The 14,727-nt window shown below is 58.3% G+C and carries 13 protein-coding genes, 1 rRNA gene and 2 pseudogenes; 8 read left to right on the top strand and 8 right to left on the bottom strand.

What is annotated here, in order from left to right; translation table 11 throughout:
* Window positions 1-67: 67 nt before the first annotated feature.
* Both KUW18_RS19995 and KUW18_RS19990 read right to left on the bottom strand, forming a co-directional pair.
* A pseudogene (locus KUW18_RS19995) lies at window positions 68-385 on the bottom strand (ATP-binding cassette domain-containing protein); the annotation flags it as partial.
* Window positions 386-577: 192 nt separating this feature from the next.
* A pseudogene (locus KUW18_RS19990) lies at window positions 578-1,351 on the bottom strand (ABC-F family ATP-binding cassette domain-containing protein); the annotation flags it as partial.
* Window positions 1,352-1,581: 230 nt separating this feature from the next.
* On the opposite strand from KUW18_RS19990, the gene KUW18_RS18055 reads away from it, so the two are divergent.
* Together KUW18_RS18055 and KUW18_RS18050 are read left to right on the top strand one after the other, a co-directional pair.
* Window positions 1,582-2,436 (top strand): TatD family hydrolase, encoded by an 855-nt coding sequence (locus KUW18_RS18055; RefSeq protein ID WP_242520956.1) that lies wholly within the window; start codon window positions 1,582-1,584, stop codon window positions 2,434-2,436.
* 1 nt (window position 2,437) lies between these two features.
* Window positions 2,438-2,926: a hypothetical protein gene (locus KUW18_RS18050; RefSeq protein WP_206944485.1), complete on the top strand. Its 489-nt coding sequence runs from the start codon at window positions 2,438-2,440 to the stop codon at window positions 2,924-2,926.
* 6 nt (window positions 2,927-2,932) lie between these two features.
* Here the strand turns inward: KUW18_RS18050 and KUW18_RS18045 are convergent, their stop codons facing one another.
* On the bottom strand, window positions 2,933-3,493 hold the full coding sequence (locus KUW18_RS18045) for an elongation factor P hydroxylase (RefSeq protein WP_315900690.1): 561 nt from the start codon (window positions 3,491-3,493) through the stop codon (window positions 2,933-2,935).
* 937 nt (window positions 3,494-4,430) lie between these two features.
* On the opposite strand from KUW18_RS18045, the gene KUW18_RS18040 reads away from it, so the two are divergent.
* The 5 genes from KUW18_RS18040 (at window position 4,431) to KUW18_RS18020 (ending at window position 10,063) form a co-directional block, all read left to right on the top strand.
* Window positions 4,431-5,489: a GSCFA domain-containing protein gene (locus KUW18_RS18040; protein WP_222562043.1), complete on the top strand. Its 1,059-nt coding sequence runs from the start codon at window positions 4,431-4,433 to the stop codon at window positions 5,487-5,489.
* On the top strand, window positions 5,486-6,208 hold the full coding sequence (locus KUW18_RS18035; RefSeq protein WP_222562042.1) for a hypothetical protein: 723 nt from the start codon (window positions 5,486-5,488) through the stop codon (window positions 6,206-6,208). The genes KUW18_RS18040 and KUW18_RS18035 overlap by 4 nt, the downstream gene beginning before the upstream one ends.
* A 560-nt stretch (window positions 6,209-6,768) precedes the next feature.
* Window positions 6,769-8,214 (top strand): MATE family efflux transporter, encoded by a 1,446-nt coding sequence (locus KUW18_RS18030; RefSeq protein ID WP_315900689.1) that lies wholly within the window; start codon window positions 6,769-6,771, stop codon window positions 8,212-8,214.
* Window positions 8,211-9,251, top strand: coding sequence for a DUF3080 family protein (locus tag KUW18_RS18025; protein WP_206944493.1), 1,041 nt, complete (start codon window positions 8,211-8,213; stop codon window positions 9,249-9,251). The genes KUW18_RS18030 and KUW18_RS18025 overlap by 4 nt, the downstream gene beginning before the upstream one ends.
* Window positions 9,252-9,352: 101 nt before the next feature.
* A complete protein-coding gene (locus KUW18_RS18020) occupies window positions 9,353-10,063 on the top strand; it encodes a hypothetical protein (protein WP_206944495.1) in 711 nt (236 codons plus the stop codon).
* A 77-nt stretch (window positions 10,064-10,140) separates the two neighbouring features.
* On the opposite strand, the gene tusA is transcribed toward KUW18_RS18020, so the two are convergent.
* Window positions 10,141-10,395 (bottom strand): sulfurtransferase TusA, encoded by a 255-nt coding sequence (tusA, locus tag KUW18_RS18015; protein ID WP_206944497.1) that lies wholly within the window; start codon window positions 10,393-10,395, stop codon window positions 10,141-10,143.
* Window positions 10,396-10,421: 26 nt separating this feature from the next.
* Here tusA and KUW18_RS18010 point away from each other — a divergent pair, with 26 nt between their 5' ends.
* Window positions 10,422-10,709: an antibiotic biosynthesis monooxygenase family protein gene (locus KUW18_RS18010; protein ID WP_206944499.1), complete on the top strand. Its 288-nt coding sequence runs from the start codon at window positions 10,422-10,424 to the stop codon at window positions 10,707-10,709.
* A 172-nt stretch (window positions 10,710-10,881) separates the two neighbouring features.
* Here KUW18_RS18010 and rlmM read toward each other — a convergent pair whose 3' ends face one another.
* The 4 genes from rlmM to rrf all read right to left on the bottom strand — a co-directional run.
* Window positions 10,882-11,943, bottom strand: coding sequence for a 23S rRNA (cytidine(2498)-2'-O)-methyltransferase RlmM (rlmM, locus tag KUW18_RS18005; RefSeq protein WP_206944501.1), 1,062 nt, complete (start codon window positions 11,941-11,943; stop codon window positions 10,882-10,884).
* On the bottom strand, window positions 11,933-12,370 hold the full coding sequence (locus KUW18_RS18000; protein ID WP_206944502.1) for a DUF2721 domain-containing protein: 438 nt from the start codon (window positions 12,368-12,370) through the stop codon (window positions 11,933-11,935). The genes rlmM and KUW18_RS18000 overlap by 11 nt, the downstream gene beginning before the upstream one ends.
* Before the next feature lie 163 nt (window positions 12,371-12,533).
* Window positions 12,534-14,090 carry a BCCT family transporter gene (locus KUW18_RS17995; RefSeq protein ID WP_206944504.1) on the bottom strand — a complete coding sequence of 519 codons (1,557 nt, stop codon included), beginning with the start codon at window positions 14,088-14,090 and terminating at the stop codon, window positions 12,534-12,536.
* 523 nt (window positions 14,091-14,613) lie between these two features.
* Window positions 14,614-14,727, bottom strand: a 5S ribosomal RNA gene (gene rrf, locus KUW18_RS17990); the annotation flags it as partial.

Here is a 14,727-nt window from a genome sequence, read left to right as displayed (position 1 = left end):
CCAGGTCGTTGGTCGGCTCGTCCAGTACCAGCACATTGGCTGGCTGAGTGAACAGCTTGGCTAACAGCAGTCGATTCGACTCGCCACCCGACAAGGCCTTGACCGGCTGGCGGGCGCGCTCAGGCGAAAACAGGAAATCCTGAAGGTAGCTCATCACATGGCGATCGCGGCCACCCACCGTGACACGATCACTTCCCTGGGCCACGTTATCGTAGACGGTACGCTCCGGCTCGAGCCCGGCTCGCAGTTGGTCGAAATAGGCAACTTGAAGCTTGGTGCCAACCCGCACATTGCCCTCGCTGGGGGTCAGCTCGCCCAGCAGGATCTTCAGTAGCGTGGTCTTTCCCGCGCCATTACGGCCGATCAAGCCGATGCGGTCACCCCGTTGAATCTCGATGCTGAGATCACGGATGACCGTCGCTTCCTCGAAGTGCTGGGTGACGTTCTCCAGTTCGACCACGCGCTTGCCGCTGCGCTCACCGGAGTCGACGGTCAGGTTGGCATTGCCCTGACGCTCCCGTCGCTGACTACGTTCACGGCGCAGCTGCTCAAGGGCCCGCACGCGCCCTTCGTTGCGGGTGCGACGAGCCTTGATACCCTGACGAATCCAGGCCTCTTCCTGGGCCAGCTTCTTGTCGAACTCGGCATTCTCGCGCGCCTCGATCTCGAGCTCGTGCTGCTTCTGCGCCTGGTAGGTGGCGTAGTCGCCGGGGTAGCGGCCCAGCTTGCCCCGGTCCAGCTCAAGAATGCCGGTGGCAAGCCGCGACAGGAAAGCCCGGTCGTGGGTGATAAACAGCACCGCCCCGGCAAACGCCGCCAGCTGCTCTTCCAGCCAGGCAATCGTATCCAGATCCAGGTGGTTGGTCGGCTCATCCAGCAGCAGCAGGTCGGGCTCCGCCACCAGGGCTCGCGCCAGCGCTACCCGCCGCCGCCAACCGCCAGACAGCGACGACATGGCAGCATCTTCGGGCAGGCCAAGACGTGTCAGCACGACGTCGATGCGCTGGTGAAACGACCAGCCATCGATGGCCTCCAGACGGGTCTGCAGCTGCGCCATGCGGTGCATGTCCGGGTCTTCCGACTGCACCAGGTGGTGGTATTCCGACAACAGCCCGCCTGCCTCCGGCAGACCTTGTGCCACAACGTCAAAAATCGTCTCTCCGCTGGCCTCGGGCAGGTCCTGCTCGAGGACACCAATCTTCAAGCCCGGCGCACGCCACACCACACCGCCGTCGGCCTGGTTTTCCCCCGACACCAGGCGCAGCAAGGTCGACTTGCCAGTACCATTGCGGCCTACCAGCGCCAGCCGTTCACCCCACTCCAGGGTCAGGTCCGCACCATCAAGCAACACATGGTGGCCATAGGCCAGTTGCAATTGCTCCAGTCGTAGCAGGGTCACGCTTCACCTCATCGCTTGATCATCGTCATAGTGTACCTCAAGCCCCGGGCTCTCTGGCATGGGCAGCATCTGCCAAGCACTCTCGACCAGGCCGAGGTCCGAGCCACTTGGCGCCAATGGTGGTCACGCCTCGCGACAGGTACAATGCGCCCCCTGCTTCATTCCCCGCCAAGGAGCCCGCCTTGTCAGCCTGCGATGACACTCAGGATGATCTGCTACCTGACGCCCTGCGCTTTCGTTCTCCAACGCCACTGGTCGACATTGGCGCCAACCTTACCCATGAGAGCTTCGCCAAGGACCTCGACGCGACCCTGACAAGAGCCCGCCGTGCCGGCGTCGAGACAATGGTGCTGACAGGTACCGACCTGGCTCACGCACGCCAGGCCGCGGAGCTGGCAAAGCACCATCCGGGCTTATATGCGACGGCAGGGGTGCACCCCCACCACGCGAGCGAATGGTCCACTGAGTTGGAAGCCGCCATGCGCGCTCTTCACCGCCTCCCCGAGGTCGTCGCCGTAGGTGAGTGCGGGCTCGACTTCCATCGCAACTTCTCCACGCCTGCACAGCAGGAGGCTGCCTTCGAGGCGCAGCTAGCATTGTCGGTGGAATCAGGCCTCCCACTCTTTATCCATGAGCGAGACGCGGGTGAGCGGATGCGTGACATCCTGCGGGCATGGCGAGATGATATTCCACGGGCCGTGGTGCACTGCTTTACGGCCGATCGGGACACGCTGCACGGCTACCTCGATCTTGATCTGCATATCGGCCTGACCGGTTGGCTGTGCGATGAGCGCCGTGGCCACCACTTGCGCGACATGGTAGGCGACATTCCCGCCAATCGGCTGATGGTAGAGACCGACTGTCCCTACCTGCTGCCCCGTAACCTGCCAGCCAAGCTCAAGGGACGCCGCCATGAGCCGGCCCTGCTGCCATGGATCGTCCGTGAAATCGCTCATTGGCGTGGCGAAGATGAGGCCACCCTGGCAGCCAGCAGCACCGCCACGGCGAGAACGTTCTTTGACCTCAAGGAGTCCTGACATGGGCGACATGCCTGCCTTTATCGCCGTAGAAACCGGCGGCGACGGTGACCTGCCCCTGGCGATCGCCTGGAGCCTGGATGACGGACGCATCAAGCACACCCTGATTCAGCCCGACGAGGACTGGCTGGACGCAGAGACCGTCTCACTGGGCGACTACAGTCGTGAGGAGCTGGCCAGCATCGGCGTCAGCCCCCTCGACGTCATCCGAGAACTCGAGACCGATCACTTCAACGCGACCTTGCTTACGGCGGGCGTATTTGATGACGAGGCGGCCATTTCTCGCCTGTTCGACACCTACGGGCTGGACCCCTTCGTGGAGCTGGCACCGGCAGAGACCCTGTATCCTGACCTGGACCCCGGTGAGTGGGCGAGAGCGCGTAATGAGCTGTTCGGTGAACTTGGCCTGGAGCCGATGCGCCCCGAGCAGGAGGTCGAAGTCATGCTGCACCTGCATCGCCGTCTCAGCGGCAGCGTCGACGACGAATAAGGCGACTCAGCTGATCACTGGCTCAGGTACAAGCCGCTTGCGGCCACAGCGAATCGCCTCTGCCAGCCCCCTGCCCTCGAGATAGAACGTCTTCAGAGCCGCTTCAAATGCCGCGGCTCTGAGCGGCAACCCATCACGGCAATAGCGCTCGGCGCGGGCAGCCACCCGCCGGGAAAAGGCTTCCCGATCAACCTCGACCTCTCCCAGGTTGTCGACGCTGACATGGAAGCTCAGTCCTGCCGCTCGGCAGAACAAGCTTTCAAGGGCCTGAGGTGCCACCTCGACCTGTTCAAAGGCCTGTTGCTGGTGCTGGTCGCGCCCATCGGGCTCATACCAGTAGCCATAATCCTCGAGCTGTCGCCGCCGGGCCCCGGCGATGCACCAATGGCTGACTTCATGCAGTACGCTGGCAAAAAAGCCGCGGGCAAAGATCACTCTGTGCCAAGGGGTATGCTCATCGGCAGGCAGATACAAGGGCTCATCTCCACCGCGTTCAAGGCGGGTCTGGAAAGACTCTGAAAACAGGCCATCGAACAGAGCGATGACATCTTCAAGGCGGTGCTCCACTGGGGCTCCTTGCAAAGGCGGTGATAGAAGGCTCGTCATGAACGTCCGGCGCTGCACCGGGCGACGGCAATGCCGCCAGGCGTGCAAGAATAACAAGACCCGGGATAACGCCAAAGCCACAGGCTATGGCGATGCTGTGCCAATCCAGCAGCTCGCTTCCACCCAGCTCAACCGTGGAGCGCGGTGCAGACCTTTCACGCCATGCTGACGTCCTCTCGGCCAGCACTATGACCGAGTTCACTAAGGCGACGAAAACCTTCACGTTGTGCCAGCTGTTTTCTCCGTCCTCCTGCTGCCGAGAGCATCCGCGCTGTTGCTACTCATTACTGAGCCAGCTACCTGCAGTAAAGGCGGCTGAATGCAGCTACGGCGAGCTCGCCAAGACACTATCAAAGGTGATATTCGAGCGGGATCGCATCTAAGGCACAGCATGTAAGAAAAATAGCACAACCTGTTTAGGCCATTACCCATTCCTTTTGATTTTTTTTGTCCTAGAAACTTGATCCACCCAGCTTTGACTTCGCTCAACTAAAGACACTCTGTTAGCATGGTCTTCGAGACAATCCATCTTCTTCATATTAGGTGTTTTTTCGAAAAAGTAAAAATCAAAAAAGATGACGTCGACCTGCTGAATATTTTCGGCAAGGATAACTACGATAATCATTTTTCGTTAGTTTCTTGAGGCACATGTAGGCTGTTGACCGCTCTCGATATCGACGCTGATGCTCGATATTGCAGAAATCTAAGTATCTAGGATATGCGCATCACACAGTTGGATTACGTAAAAAAGGGAATAGCAGCGACCTCATCGCCATACGGACTAATAAAGAAAAACACTTTCTATATTGTTTTTTGATCTAGCAATGAAAAAAGCCGAAATAAAAAATAGTAACTGCCACATCTCAGAACACGCTCCTCATTCCTAATGGAGAAAAAAATGAACCCATACGAAAATTTACCAGATAATGCCTTCTGGAAAAAAATGGTGGCCGAGAAGTCGATCTTCGATATATCGGAGCTGTGGTCACCAAAGTTCAAGGTTGCTCGTAGACATAAGGTAGTAACTTTTGGATCTTGCTTTGCACAGCATATCGGCAACGCACTAGAGAGCCGGGGTTACCATTGGCTTTCGACAGAAAAACCCCCAGCGCGCCTTTCTGAAGATAACGCAAGAAAATATAACTACAATGTATTTTCAGCAAGAACCGGAAACATTTACACCACTTCACTGCTCAAGCAGTGGGTCGAATGGGCGTTAGAAACAAGAGAGGTACCAGATGAAGTCTGGGAGAAGGATGGTCGCTTTTATGATCCCTTTCGCCCTGTCATCGAGCCGCAGGGTTTCTGTAGTGAAGAAGAGCTGAAGCTTTCTCGACAGCAGGCTATAGCGTCGTTCAAAGAATGCATCGAGACGTCGGATCACTTTGTTTTTACCTTAGGCTTGACCGAGGGATGGTACAATTCGGAGCATGGCTACGAGTATCCGATGTGTCCGGGCACCTCTGCAGGAATGTATCAGGACAATGTCCACGCCTTCAGTAACCAGGTATTCCATGAAGTCCTTAAGCGCCTGAGTGAAGCGATGGAGATGATGCGACATGTCAATCCGTCGCTAAAATTCATACTGACCGTTTCTCCAGTTCCACTAGTGGCCACCCATTCGGGCAACAATGTACTGGTTGCAACGATGGAGTCCAAATCAGTACTTCGCGCTGTCGCGGGACAATTAGCTAGAACTCGCCCCTATGTCGACTATTTCCCTTCTTACGAAATCATCAATAGCCCAGTATTCAAGGGTGTATTTTTCGAGCCGAATCAAAGAAATGTTAATCCCGCAGGCGTCCGATTTGTCATGGACCACTTTTTTCAATGCCAACAGGAAAAATTCGGTGCGGAGTCACCCGTCACGAAAAGAAGCGTGAAAGATAGTGGCATAGACAGCAGTGAGCTCGTGTGTGAAGAAGAGATACTCGAAGCCTTTGGAGGCGATATATGAAAAGAAAGATCTGCGTTATAGTCAATAGCCACGTCGGCGCCTTGAAGACAGCTTGGGACCTGATGCCAGAGTGGCATAGCGAAAACGAACTCGTCTTTTTTGCCGCGAGAGCCAATGGAATGAGTGACCTTCATCTTGAGGGCAAACATCTTATCCCTCGTTCATTGAAGCTGGAGGAGTCAATAAGATTTACATCAGGAGGACTGAGTAATATTGATGTCTCAGACTATGACATCTTCTTAATCTACGGACTTCAGATGGAGGCTTTTTTTATTGAGCAGGACACTTTCTTTTCAGCGGCAGTGGTCAGGCAATCTGTAATAGACAGTGTCAGCAACACTCTTTCCCTACACATCTTGAAACAAATAAGAAGTGTGACGGACAGCGGCATATATATTGGACACTGCCCTTTACCTGAATTGCAAAGTGTCGAAGAGGAAGTATATTCTACAGAGGACTATATTTCCGGCGTAGAAGTGATGAATGATGAGGTGTTCAAATCGTTCCGCGCGAAGTTGATCCCACAGCCCGTCGCTACGATCGTCAATGGAGCCTTTACCAAACCAGAGTTCTCGAAGGGCAGTAAAAGGCTATCTGTGGGTGATGACCGGGATGAGCAGGAGCATCCGGAGCACAATAGGAAGCACATGAACGACGCGTTTGGCAGAGAGTGGCTATCACATTTTTTTGAGCAGGCCTCAGCAGGATCGTCATATTGATAAGGGTAAGCGCGATGGAGTGCGGAAATCTCGTCACACCCGCTGGCTGGATAGATCCTGCTCTATCTGCCTGCGGATGGACACTACGACCAGTCTGCTGACCGGCGTCATCAGGGCGTGGCCCCCAGCCGGTGCGCTGGCGATTGCAGGCTGAGTTTTACCTCAGCCTGCAATTACCGCGAGAACTGACCGTTCAGAGAGGCTTCGCTAGAGGCGGATACCAGTGCCGCTATCTGCCATCTAGTCGACACTGTCGAGGTCATGGACGGTTGGCGTGCGGCTGCCTGTACGCCGCCTTCGGCTCGCACCGAGGTTTGGCCAGGGGATAATGACCAACATTTGATACCTGCTGGATGAACGAGCACCTGCCACGTAAGGCTGCGCTGAGAAATGGTGCAGAGGCATACCGTCTTTTCCATTGATGCTCGCAGCCAACGCCGCTGACAGGCGCCAGAATGGTGCATCGCTGATACACTCACACCATCTCCTATCGGCCGACAGCGCAGGATGCGGATAGCCAGGGCATGACGCCCGTTACCTTTTGCATGGAGCCTTAGATCGTGCGCCCTTTTCCCACTGGCCTTGGCGCCACGAGCCGGCGAGAAAGCTGGCCGCTTATTCGTCTTGCCCTTCCCATCTGCGGTGCTCAGCTGGCCCAGGCCGGAATGAGCGTGGTCGATATCATGATGACAGGCCGCCAGAGTGCTACCGACCTGGCGGCGGTGTCGGTGGGCGCCAGCCTGTGGATGCCACTGATGCTGTTCATGACAGGCACCCTGATGGGGCTGACGCCGATCGTCGCGCAGCTGATGGGAGGAGGACGTCAGGGCGGTATCCGGGCCAACGTTCATCAGGCCATGTGGGTAGGGCTGGGCCTTGGACTGATCTCGGCGTTGCTGCTGAACCTGGCAGTGGCGCCCGTGTTCCATTGGATGGCAGTGCCTCCTGCGGTTGCCGAACGCGCCGCTGACTACGTCGGAGCCGTGGCATACGGTATGCCCGCCGTGGCCATCTTTCTGGCCCTCCGGGCCTTTTCAGACGGAATGAACCATACCCGACCCGCACTGTGGATCAGCCTGATTGGATTGGCCGTCAATATTCCCAGCAACTATGTGTTGATCTACGGCGGAGAAGGCCTGGTGCAGCTGTTGGGTCCGGCAACGCCAGACTGGCTAGCGACCTTGCCTGCTCTCGGTGCTCATGGTTGCGGCATTGCCACTGCCATTGCCATGTGGGTCATGACGCTGGCCATGGTTCGCTATACCCAGAAAAGTCGGGCCTATGGCAGTGTTGAGCTATGGCGCCAGCCAAGCCGGCCAGACCTGAAGTCGATGGCTGAGCTGCTTTATGTTGGGGTGCCCATTGGGGTCGCGATCTTTGTCGAGGTGACGCTTTTCACGCTGATTGCCTTGTTCGTCGCAAGCCTTGGAGAAATCGTGGTGGCAGCTCACCAGGTGGCGCTCAACTTCACTTCACTGCTGTTCATGCTGCCGCTTTCGTTGGGAATGGCGCTGACTGTTCGTGTCGGCAATGCCCTGGGAAGCGGCGATGCCCGTCTGGCCCGACTGGTCGCCTGGAATGGCATCCTGATCGCACTGCTGGTGGCGCTGTTCAACAGTGCCGTCCTGTGGCTGTCCGCCGATCTGGTGGTCGGCCTGTATACCCACAACACCCAAGTACAGGCCCTGACGCTGTCACTGGTGGGCCTGGCCATGCTGTACCAGGTATCCGACTCGCTGCAGGTTGCCCTGGCCGGTGCCTTGCGAGGCTACAAGGACACCAGAGTCATCATGTTCATCACCTTGCTGGCATACTGGCTGGTCGGGCTGGGCGGTGGCCACCTGCTCGGCCGCTACGGTCTAGGAACCTGGCTGCCCCCCCTGGGCGTCCATGGCTACTGGATCGGATTGATTGCCGGATTGACCGTGGCGGCGTTGCTGCTAGGGGAACGTTTTCGCGTTAAGGCCAGACAGGTGGCCCGCGCCAATATCGACATCGCCCCATGAAGGCATGCCGCCTGTTCGCCCTGCTGGCGGGGCTCGCTGTGTTGCTCTGTGGGTGCGGGCCGTCGTCCCTGGAGCGTGAGCTCATCGCCTATCAGCACGAGCTTGCCGACGCCACTGGGTTATCACCGCCAGAAACCAGCGATGTGCCGAATATCGGTGATTTCCCCGAGCGCCGGTCACTGACGCTGGAGATTCCTGAGGTCCGCGAAGGCCTGCTTGACGTTTTCGCCTTGCGTAGCTGTCACATCGCCAACCTGGTGGCCCAGCGCAACAACCAGCTTGGAAAGACCGCAGCACCGAGCCAGCACTGGCTCTACGAATTGCAGCTGTGGCGACGGCTTGACCATTGCATGAATAACCCTGCCGTCGACTCGCTCAGCCCGGAAGATCGCGAGCGCCTGGCCAGGCTGACCGAGACCAAGACCCGCCAGCTTCCCTTGGCCAGCTACAACGCCTTGGTCGCCTCTTCAGAGTGGGCAGGCAGTTTTTCACGCGCCAGTGCTGTACTGGACATTGACGAACTGACCGCCGTGGATGCTCAGCTACCCGCCTTGACCTACCTGACCCAGGCCGTAGATCGACAGTTCGACCATCAGTGGCAGCCAGACTCAGGCAAACTCGAGCAGGCGCTGAAAGTGCTCCGTGATCGTCCACTCAGCGCCGAACTCATGCGCACACTCCAGCTCGCCACGCTGCGGCTGAAAGAGGCCAACGGCCTGCTGGAAAGCGCGCTGGGCAACACCAGTCTGCCGCCCCAGGCGAGCTGTCCGCTGGCTGAGAAAACGCCCTCGGCGGATCTCCTGCTTCGACAGATGGAGCGTCTGCTACGTCAATCGCGACGCTGGTTTAGCGCCATGGACCAGCTCCTGGATGCCCACCTAGAGGGCGCAGCCGAACTCCAGCGCTACCGCAGCCAGTGGCTCTCGCCCAGCGGCGCTGACACTCCGCTGGTGCGTTTCCGCGAGGTCTTGGACCACCACAGGCTACTGCGCCAGCAATGGGATCAACGCTGTGTGGGCGACAGGGACTTACGCTAGTCGATCAGTCTGTGCTATTGATGAGAACAGGGACGTAGAGCGCAGCGTCCGGCCTTCGCCGAGATGCACAGCCGTTAGCAAGCAGCCGCTGGAGGGAGATCATGGGCATTCCACTATCACCCCGCCCCGCTCGGGTCATCGACCTGGAAAGCATGCGCCAACGCCAACAGGCGCGTCGACGCCTGGTCAGGCTGGCGCCGGAGCTAGACGGTCTGGAAATGGTGTATCGGCTCGATGCACATCCTGACACCCTCTATGGCATGCCTATCCTCGCTTGGGGAATGCGAGAGAACGGCGACATTGTGGGCCTGGTACCCTGGATGGAGTCACTGACTCCCTGCGAACAGCTTGATGATCCAGACCATGGACACTTCGTCGGTTACCGGGATCCCGAAACGGAAGAGCTGTTCGATCAGCCACCGGAACACAAGGAGATGGAGCTTGCTCACGCGGCTGCCTACTTCGAATACGAAGACACCAGTGACACCACGCTCATCCAAACGCTACCTGACCACCAGGGAACCCATGCGCTGTGCATGGACGATGAGGGCGAGCCTTGGCAGCTCAAGCAGGTCTTTGGCTGGCGCCTGTACAGTGACGGCACCATTGAAGCCTTGCTGGCTGACGAAGAACTGATTGAATCCGTACCCGTTCTGCCGGGCGACGCCTGCCTGTATCCCGGCCATAGCCGCCACAAGGTGGTCTACTTCTTCCAGCGCCAGATTGCCAACCGCATCCGTCAGGAAGACCCGGCAACGCTCGAGGCTCTGGCCATGATGGTCATGCCGGACGACGAGGATGACGTCGAATAAAGGCCCCATGCCCAGCACGGGGCGTCACCGTCGACGCCCCCTTCAAACAAGCGCGATGTCACAGGCCGGCGGAGCTGTCACCCAAGGCGAATAAAGTACCAGTGAGTGCCATCTTCCAGCGTGTGATGCTGCTGCAGATCGTGACCGAGAAACTGGCAAAACTTGGGCACATCACGCGTGGTGGCAGGATCCGTCGCAATCACCTTGAGCACCTCGCCGGTCGTCATGTCACGCACCGCATTGTGCATCATCATGATGGGTTCGGGGCAAAACAGACCACTAGTATCCAGCTCCTTGTCGCTGGCGGGCAGGGCATCTACAGAATCCACCATCACTACCTCTGGGTTGGAGTAAAAGCATGATCAAGATCATCATCGAGCGACGTGTCATGCCGGGGTTGGAAGAAGAGTACGAACAAGCCGCCCGAGAAGCCATGCGCCAGTCACTTGGCGCCGATGGTTTCTTTGGGGGCGAAAGCCTCGTCGAACAAGGACGCTCGGACCGCCGACTGATGATTACCAAGTGGCGCGACCTGCGCGCCTGGAAAGCATGGTACACCAGCGAAGCCAGAGAACGCGTCATGCAACAGGTACACCCCCTGCTCACCGAGGCCGAGACCGTCAGAATCTTCGAGCCTGCCTACTAATCTTTGTCGAGTTGACCTTCACAGACCAGGCCTGAAAAGACCAGGCCTTCCTGTTCCAAGCCTTCACAGCACTGGCCTGCATGGACGACCGGCGTCGCCGCGGTATCGACGAGGCATTCAAGCGGCGCGCCACCAAGAGCTACGTCTACGCAGGTATCTCAGCCGTACTGTTCTAAGCGATACGAACGTAGACCGTGACTTCTTCCCTGTCATGGTAGAGGTGGCGGCAACGTATCTCGGCCTTCACACCGGTCTCGTCAAGCTGATCGGCCAGGGTCGCCAGGCACAGCGATACCTCCTCCCAACGTTTTTTCATTGGCAGCTTGAGGTTGAAGACAGCTTCTCGACACCAGCGGTTTACAAGCCAGCGTTGCACCATGGCAATGACGCGGGTCGGCTTGTCGACGATGTCGCATACCAGCCAATCCAGGCGCATCGGCGGCTGCCACACGAAGCCGTCCTCTCGTAGATGCTCGACCATCCCAGACGCCATCAGTGTGTTATCCATCGGGCCATTGTCGATGGCATACACCTGCATCCCACGCTGTACGAGTTGCCAGGTCCAGCCACCGGGCGCCGCACCGAGATCAGCAGCCTGCATCCCCTCCCCCAGACGCTCATCCCACTCATCTCTTGGGACAAATTCGTGCCACGCTTCCTCGAGCTTCAAGGTCGAGCGGCTCGGAGCAGCATGAGGAAAACGTAGCCTTCGAATGCCTCCAGGGAACTCGCTTCGATTACCCGGAAAACTCATGGCCAGCTGCACGCGGTCACCGTCTCTCCAGACCAGGTGGAGGCGCCGCCCCCCCGCCTTGCGCCTCAGAGCACCACGCTTCTTCAAGCGCATCGTCAGGGGCCGCTCAAGCGCCTTGAGCAGGCTACTCAGTGCCTTGGCTTCATTGGTATCAGGCGTCTCCTGCCAGATGGACTCGAAACTCCAACCACAGGCTTTCAACTGCTCGAGGATGGCCGTCAGCCGGTCATCCCTGGACAATCTCAGCTCCGGCAACGCCAACAGCGACTGCCTGGCAAACACCAGCTCATCAAACCGCAGCGACCGATGCAGGTCATTGGCCGGGTATCCGTCCGCCATGACGACCCTGACAAGCCCCTCCTCCATCAATGGCTCGACGCTTGCCACCGTGGCATCGCGCCCGAGTCGGTCAGTCAGTTCGGCACACAGGTCAGGTTCAAAGCCTGGACGGCAGAAAAGCAGTATTTGGTCAGGCGTCATGAGTAAAGGTTCTCTTTCTCCAGGCAAGATCCGCCCGCCCCTTGGCGGACAGCTCGATATCCTTGAGCTGCACATTCAGCGCATTGGTGGAAATCACGACTTCCCACAGGGAAAACACCAGCGAAATCGATAGCGACACAAGGCTAATGCCGAACAGCAGCATTCCCAGCGGTGTCCAGCTGAGAAACAAGGCAAACATGGACAGGGTGCACAGCAGAAAGCTGAACACACCAGCTATCTGCATGCGCTTGGTCAACGAGATGCGCCGGCGCAACAGGCGAATCTGCGTGATGTGATCATCTTCACCGTCCTTCACCTGTTCCGCCAGCTTGCGTATCAATCCCGCCAGGGTCAAAAAGCGGTTGGTATACGCCAGCAGCAAGAGAGATATCGCAGGAAACAACAAGGCCGGCGTGGTCAGGTTCACGGTGAGCTCCAGAGCGTCGACGAAAGTCGATTATGGTAGCAGTCGGCACGCCCAACGACGAGCCATCTTGCACGTTCCACGCCCCCTGATACATGGCCAAACGAAACGGCCCCCGACTCACGTCGAGGGCCGTTTCCGGATACCACAAGTAGCGTCAGGCGACTTACCGAATACCTTGCTCTCGGGCCATTTCCAGCGCAGCACGCGGCGCCGTCCACAGGGTCGGCAGGAGTACCAGCGAGACGGGAATGGCAGTGATCACGATAAACTGCTGCAGGGCACTGATCTGACCGGCTCCCATGCGCAGAAGAATCGCTGCCATCAGCGCCATGGCGATACCCCAGAAGGCACGGACCATGGGGTTTGGCTCGTCATGACCGGCTCCCACGACCGAGATGGCGTAACTCATAGAGTCACCAGTGGTCGCAACGAAGATAGTGGTCAACAGCAGGATCGCCAGCGCCATTAGCGTGCCACCCGGCAGTGCCTGAGCCACGGTCAGCGTCGCGACATCGAACTGAAAGTTGTTCAGCGCCTCGGTCAGGTCAATCGCTCCAGACAGCTGGTAGTAGATCCCGGAGCCGCCCAGCAGGGTGAACCACACCATGGTAGCCACCGGAGCCATGACCGCCACGGCCAGAATCATCTGCCGAATCGTCCTACCGCGGGAGATCCGTGCGACGAAGATCGCCATCAAGGGCCCGTAGCCGATAAACCAGGCAAAGAAGAACACCGTCCACCACTGCATCCACCAGTCAGGGGCGGTTTGGGTGGTCATCGTGGCCATCTCGAAGAAGGATCCCAGATAGCGACCCAACCCCTGAGTGAAAGCATCGGTCAGGAACAGCGTCGGCCCGAACAGGAAGATCGCCACTGCTATCGCCAGCGCCAGGAAGACGTTGAACCGGCTCAGCACCTGGATACCCTTGTGAATCCCGGTAACCGCCGATGTCACATAGACTGCCCCCAGGCCTGCCAGCACCATCAGCTGGGTGCCATAACCTTCACTGAAGCCGAACAGCTCGTGCAGGCCGAAGCTGACCTGAGTCGCGAGGAAGCCGATGGGGCCTACCGTGCCGGCAACCACCGCAATCACACAGAGTGCGTCAACCAGACCACCCAGGGGCCCCTGCATGGCTCGTTCGCCCAGGACTGGCGTCAACAGCGTTCGTGGCTGCAGGGGTAGTCCCTTGACGTAGTGGGCATGGGCCAGCACGACGGATGCCAGAGTGCCCAGCACTGCCCACGCCAGCAGCCCCCAGTGCATGAAAGACTGGGCGAGCGCACCTGCAATAGCGTCGACAGTTCCTGCTTCAGTATCGAAGGCCGGCGGTGTCACAACAAAGTGATAGACCGGCTCGCCGGCAGCAAAAAACACACCGCCCCCAGCCAGCAAAGTGCACATGATCATCGACAGCCACTTGAAGGTGCTGATCTCAGGTGCATCCAGGTTGCCGATCCGCGCCTTTGCGCTCGGACTGACCGCAATGCCGATGGCAATGAAGAATGTCGCCAGCAGGAGCAGCTGGAAGTAACTGCCCAGGGTCTTGGCTGTCCAGGCAAAGCCCGTCGAGATGCCATTGGCGACCATCTCAATGTCGTACAGCGACAAGGCAACGAAGCCCAGGATAAATCCCACACTTAGGATGAGAACGATGGGGTCGCCCAGCCGGGCGCTTGAAGACTTCCGCGTATCGGTGCTAGCGGTGGAATGACTCATGTCGTAGGTAGCGACAGACGACGAGGCGTCGGGCTGTCGGACTCTCCTTTCGGGAAAGATGAATGGCGCCCTGATGGGCATGAAGGAAGCACGGAGGATTCCGCGATTTCATGGCAGCTCTGTGGCTGAAGGGAAAGGATTCACCGCGCCTCATGCGCGGATCACATCCGGCGACACACCTGTAACGAGGTTCCAAGCGTGTCGTAAAAAGCATGACAATGTCGACGTCGCATGACCACCCTCTGAAAAGCGCGATGGTTCAACGCTTGAGTCTTTCTCCGGTCATGCCAGCATGCCACTGGCGGGGGATACGAACTCCGGGCGTCACATAAACAACAGCGCCCTTGCACGGAGATGAGTCACCCTGGAGCTTTTTGCAAGGGGTGGCGAACGCCACGAGCCCGCCCTTGAGGAGAGCCAGGCCGGACCGCACGCAATGCGGCCCCACACATAAAAAGTGGGGTCGACCCATGCGTACGAAAAAGCCCAACTCCTTTCGGAATTGGGCTTCTTCTGAATAAATGCCTGACGATGACCTACTCTCGCATGGGGAGACCCCACACTACCATCGGCGCTGAGCGGTTTCACTTCTGAGTTCGGCAAGGGATCAGGTGGTTCCCACTCGCTATGGTCGTCA

Source organism: Halomonas sp. DP5Y7-2 (genome assembly GCF_019802025.1).
Lineage (GTDB): Bacteria > Pseudomonadota > Gammaproteobacteria > Pseudomonadales > Halomonadaceae > Halomonas > Halomonas litopenaei_A.
This window is presented reverse-complemented; position numbering and strand designations above follow the sequence as displayed.

Coding starts and splice junctions, on each gene's coding strand:
- KUW18_RS18050 (WP_206944485.1), top strand. CDS start 2,438: ATGGGCGACATGCCTGCCTTTATCGCCGTAGAAACCGGCGGCGACGGT.
- KUW18_RS18040 (WP_222562043.1), top strand. CDS start 4,431: ATGAACCCATACGAAAATTTACCAGATAATGCCTTCTGGAAAAAAATG.
- KUW18_RS18035 (WP_222562042.1), top strand. CDS start 5,486: ATGAAAAGAAAGATCTGCGTTATAGTCAATAGCCACGTCGGCGCCTTG.
- KUW18_RS18025 (WP_206944493.1), top strand. CDS start 8,211: ATGAAGGCATGCCGCCTGTTCGCCCTGCTGGCGGGGCTCGCTGTGTTG.
- KUW18_RS18020 (WP_206944495.1), top strand. CDS start 9,353: ATGGGCATTCCACTATCACCCCGCCCCGCTCGGGTCATCGACCTGGAA.
- tusA (WP_206944497.1), bottom strand. CDS start 10,395: ATGGTGGATTCTGTAGATGCCCTGCCCGCCAGCGACAAGGAGCTGGAT.
- KUW18_RS18010 (WP_206944499.1), top strand. CDS start 10,422: ATGATCAAGATCATCATCGAGCGACGTGTCATGCCGGGGTTGGAAGAA.
- rlmM (WP_206944501.1), bottom strand. CDS start 11,943: ATGACGCCTGACCAAATACTGCTTTTCTGCCGTCCAGGCTTTGAACCT.
- KUW18_RS17995 (WP_206944504.1), bottom strand. CDS start 14,090: ATGAGTCATTCCACCGCTAGCACCGATACGCGGAAGTCTTCAAGCGCC.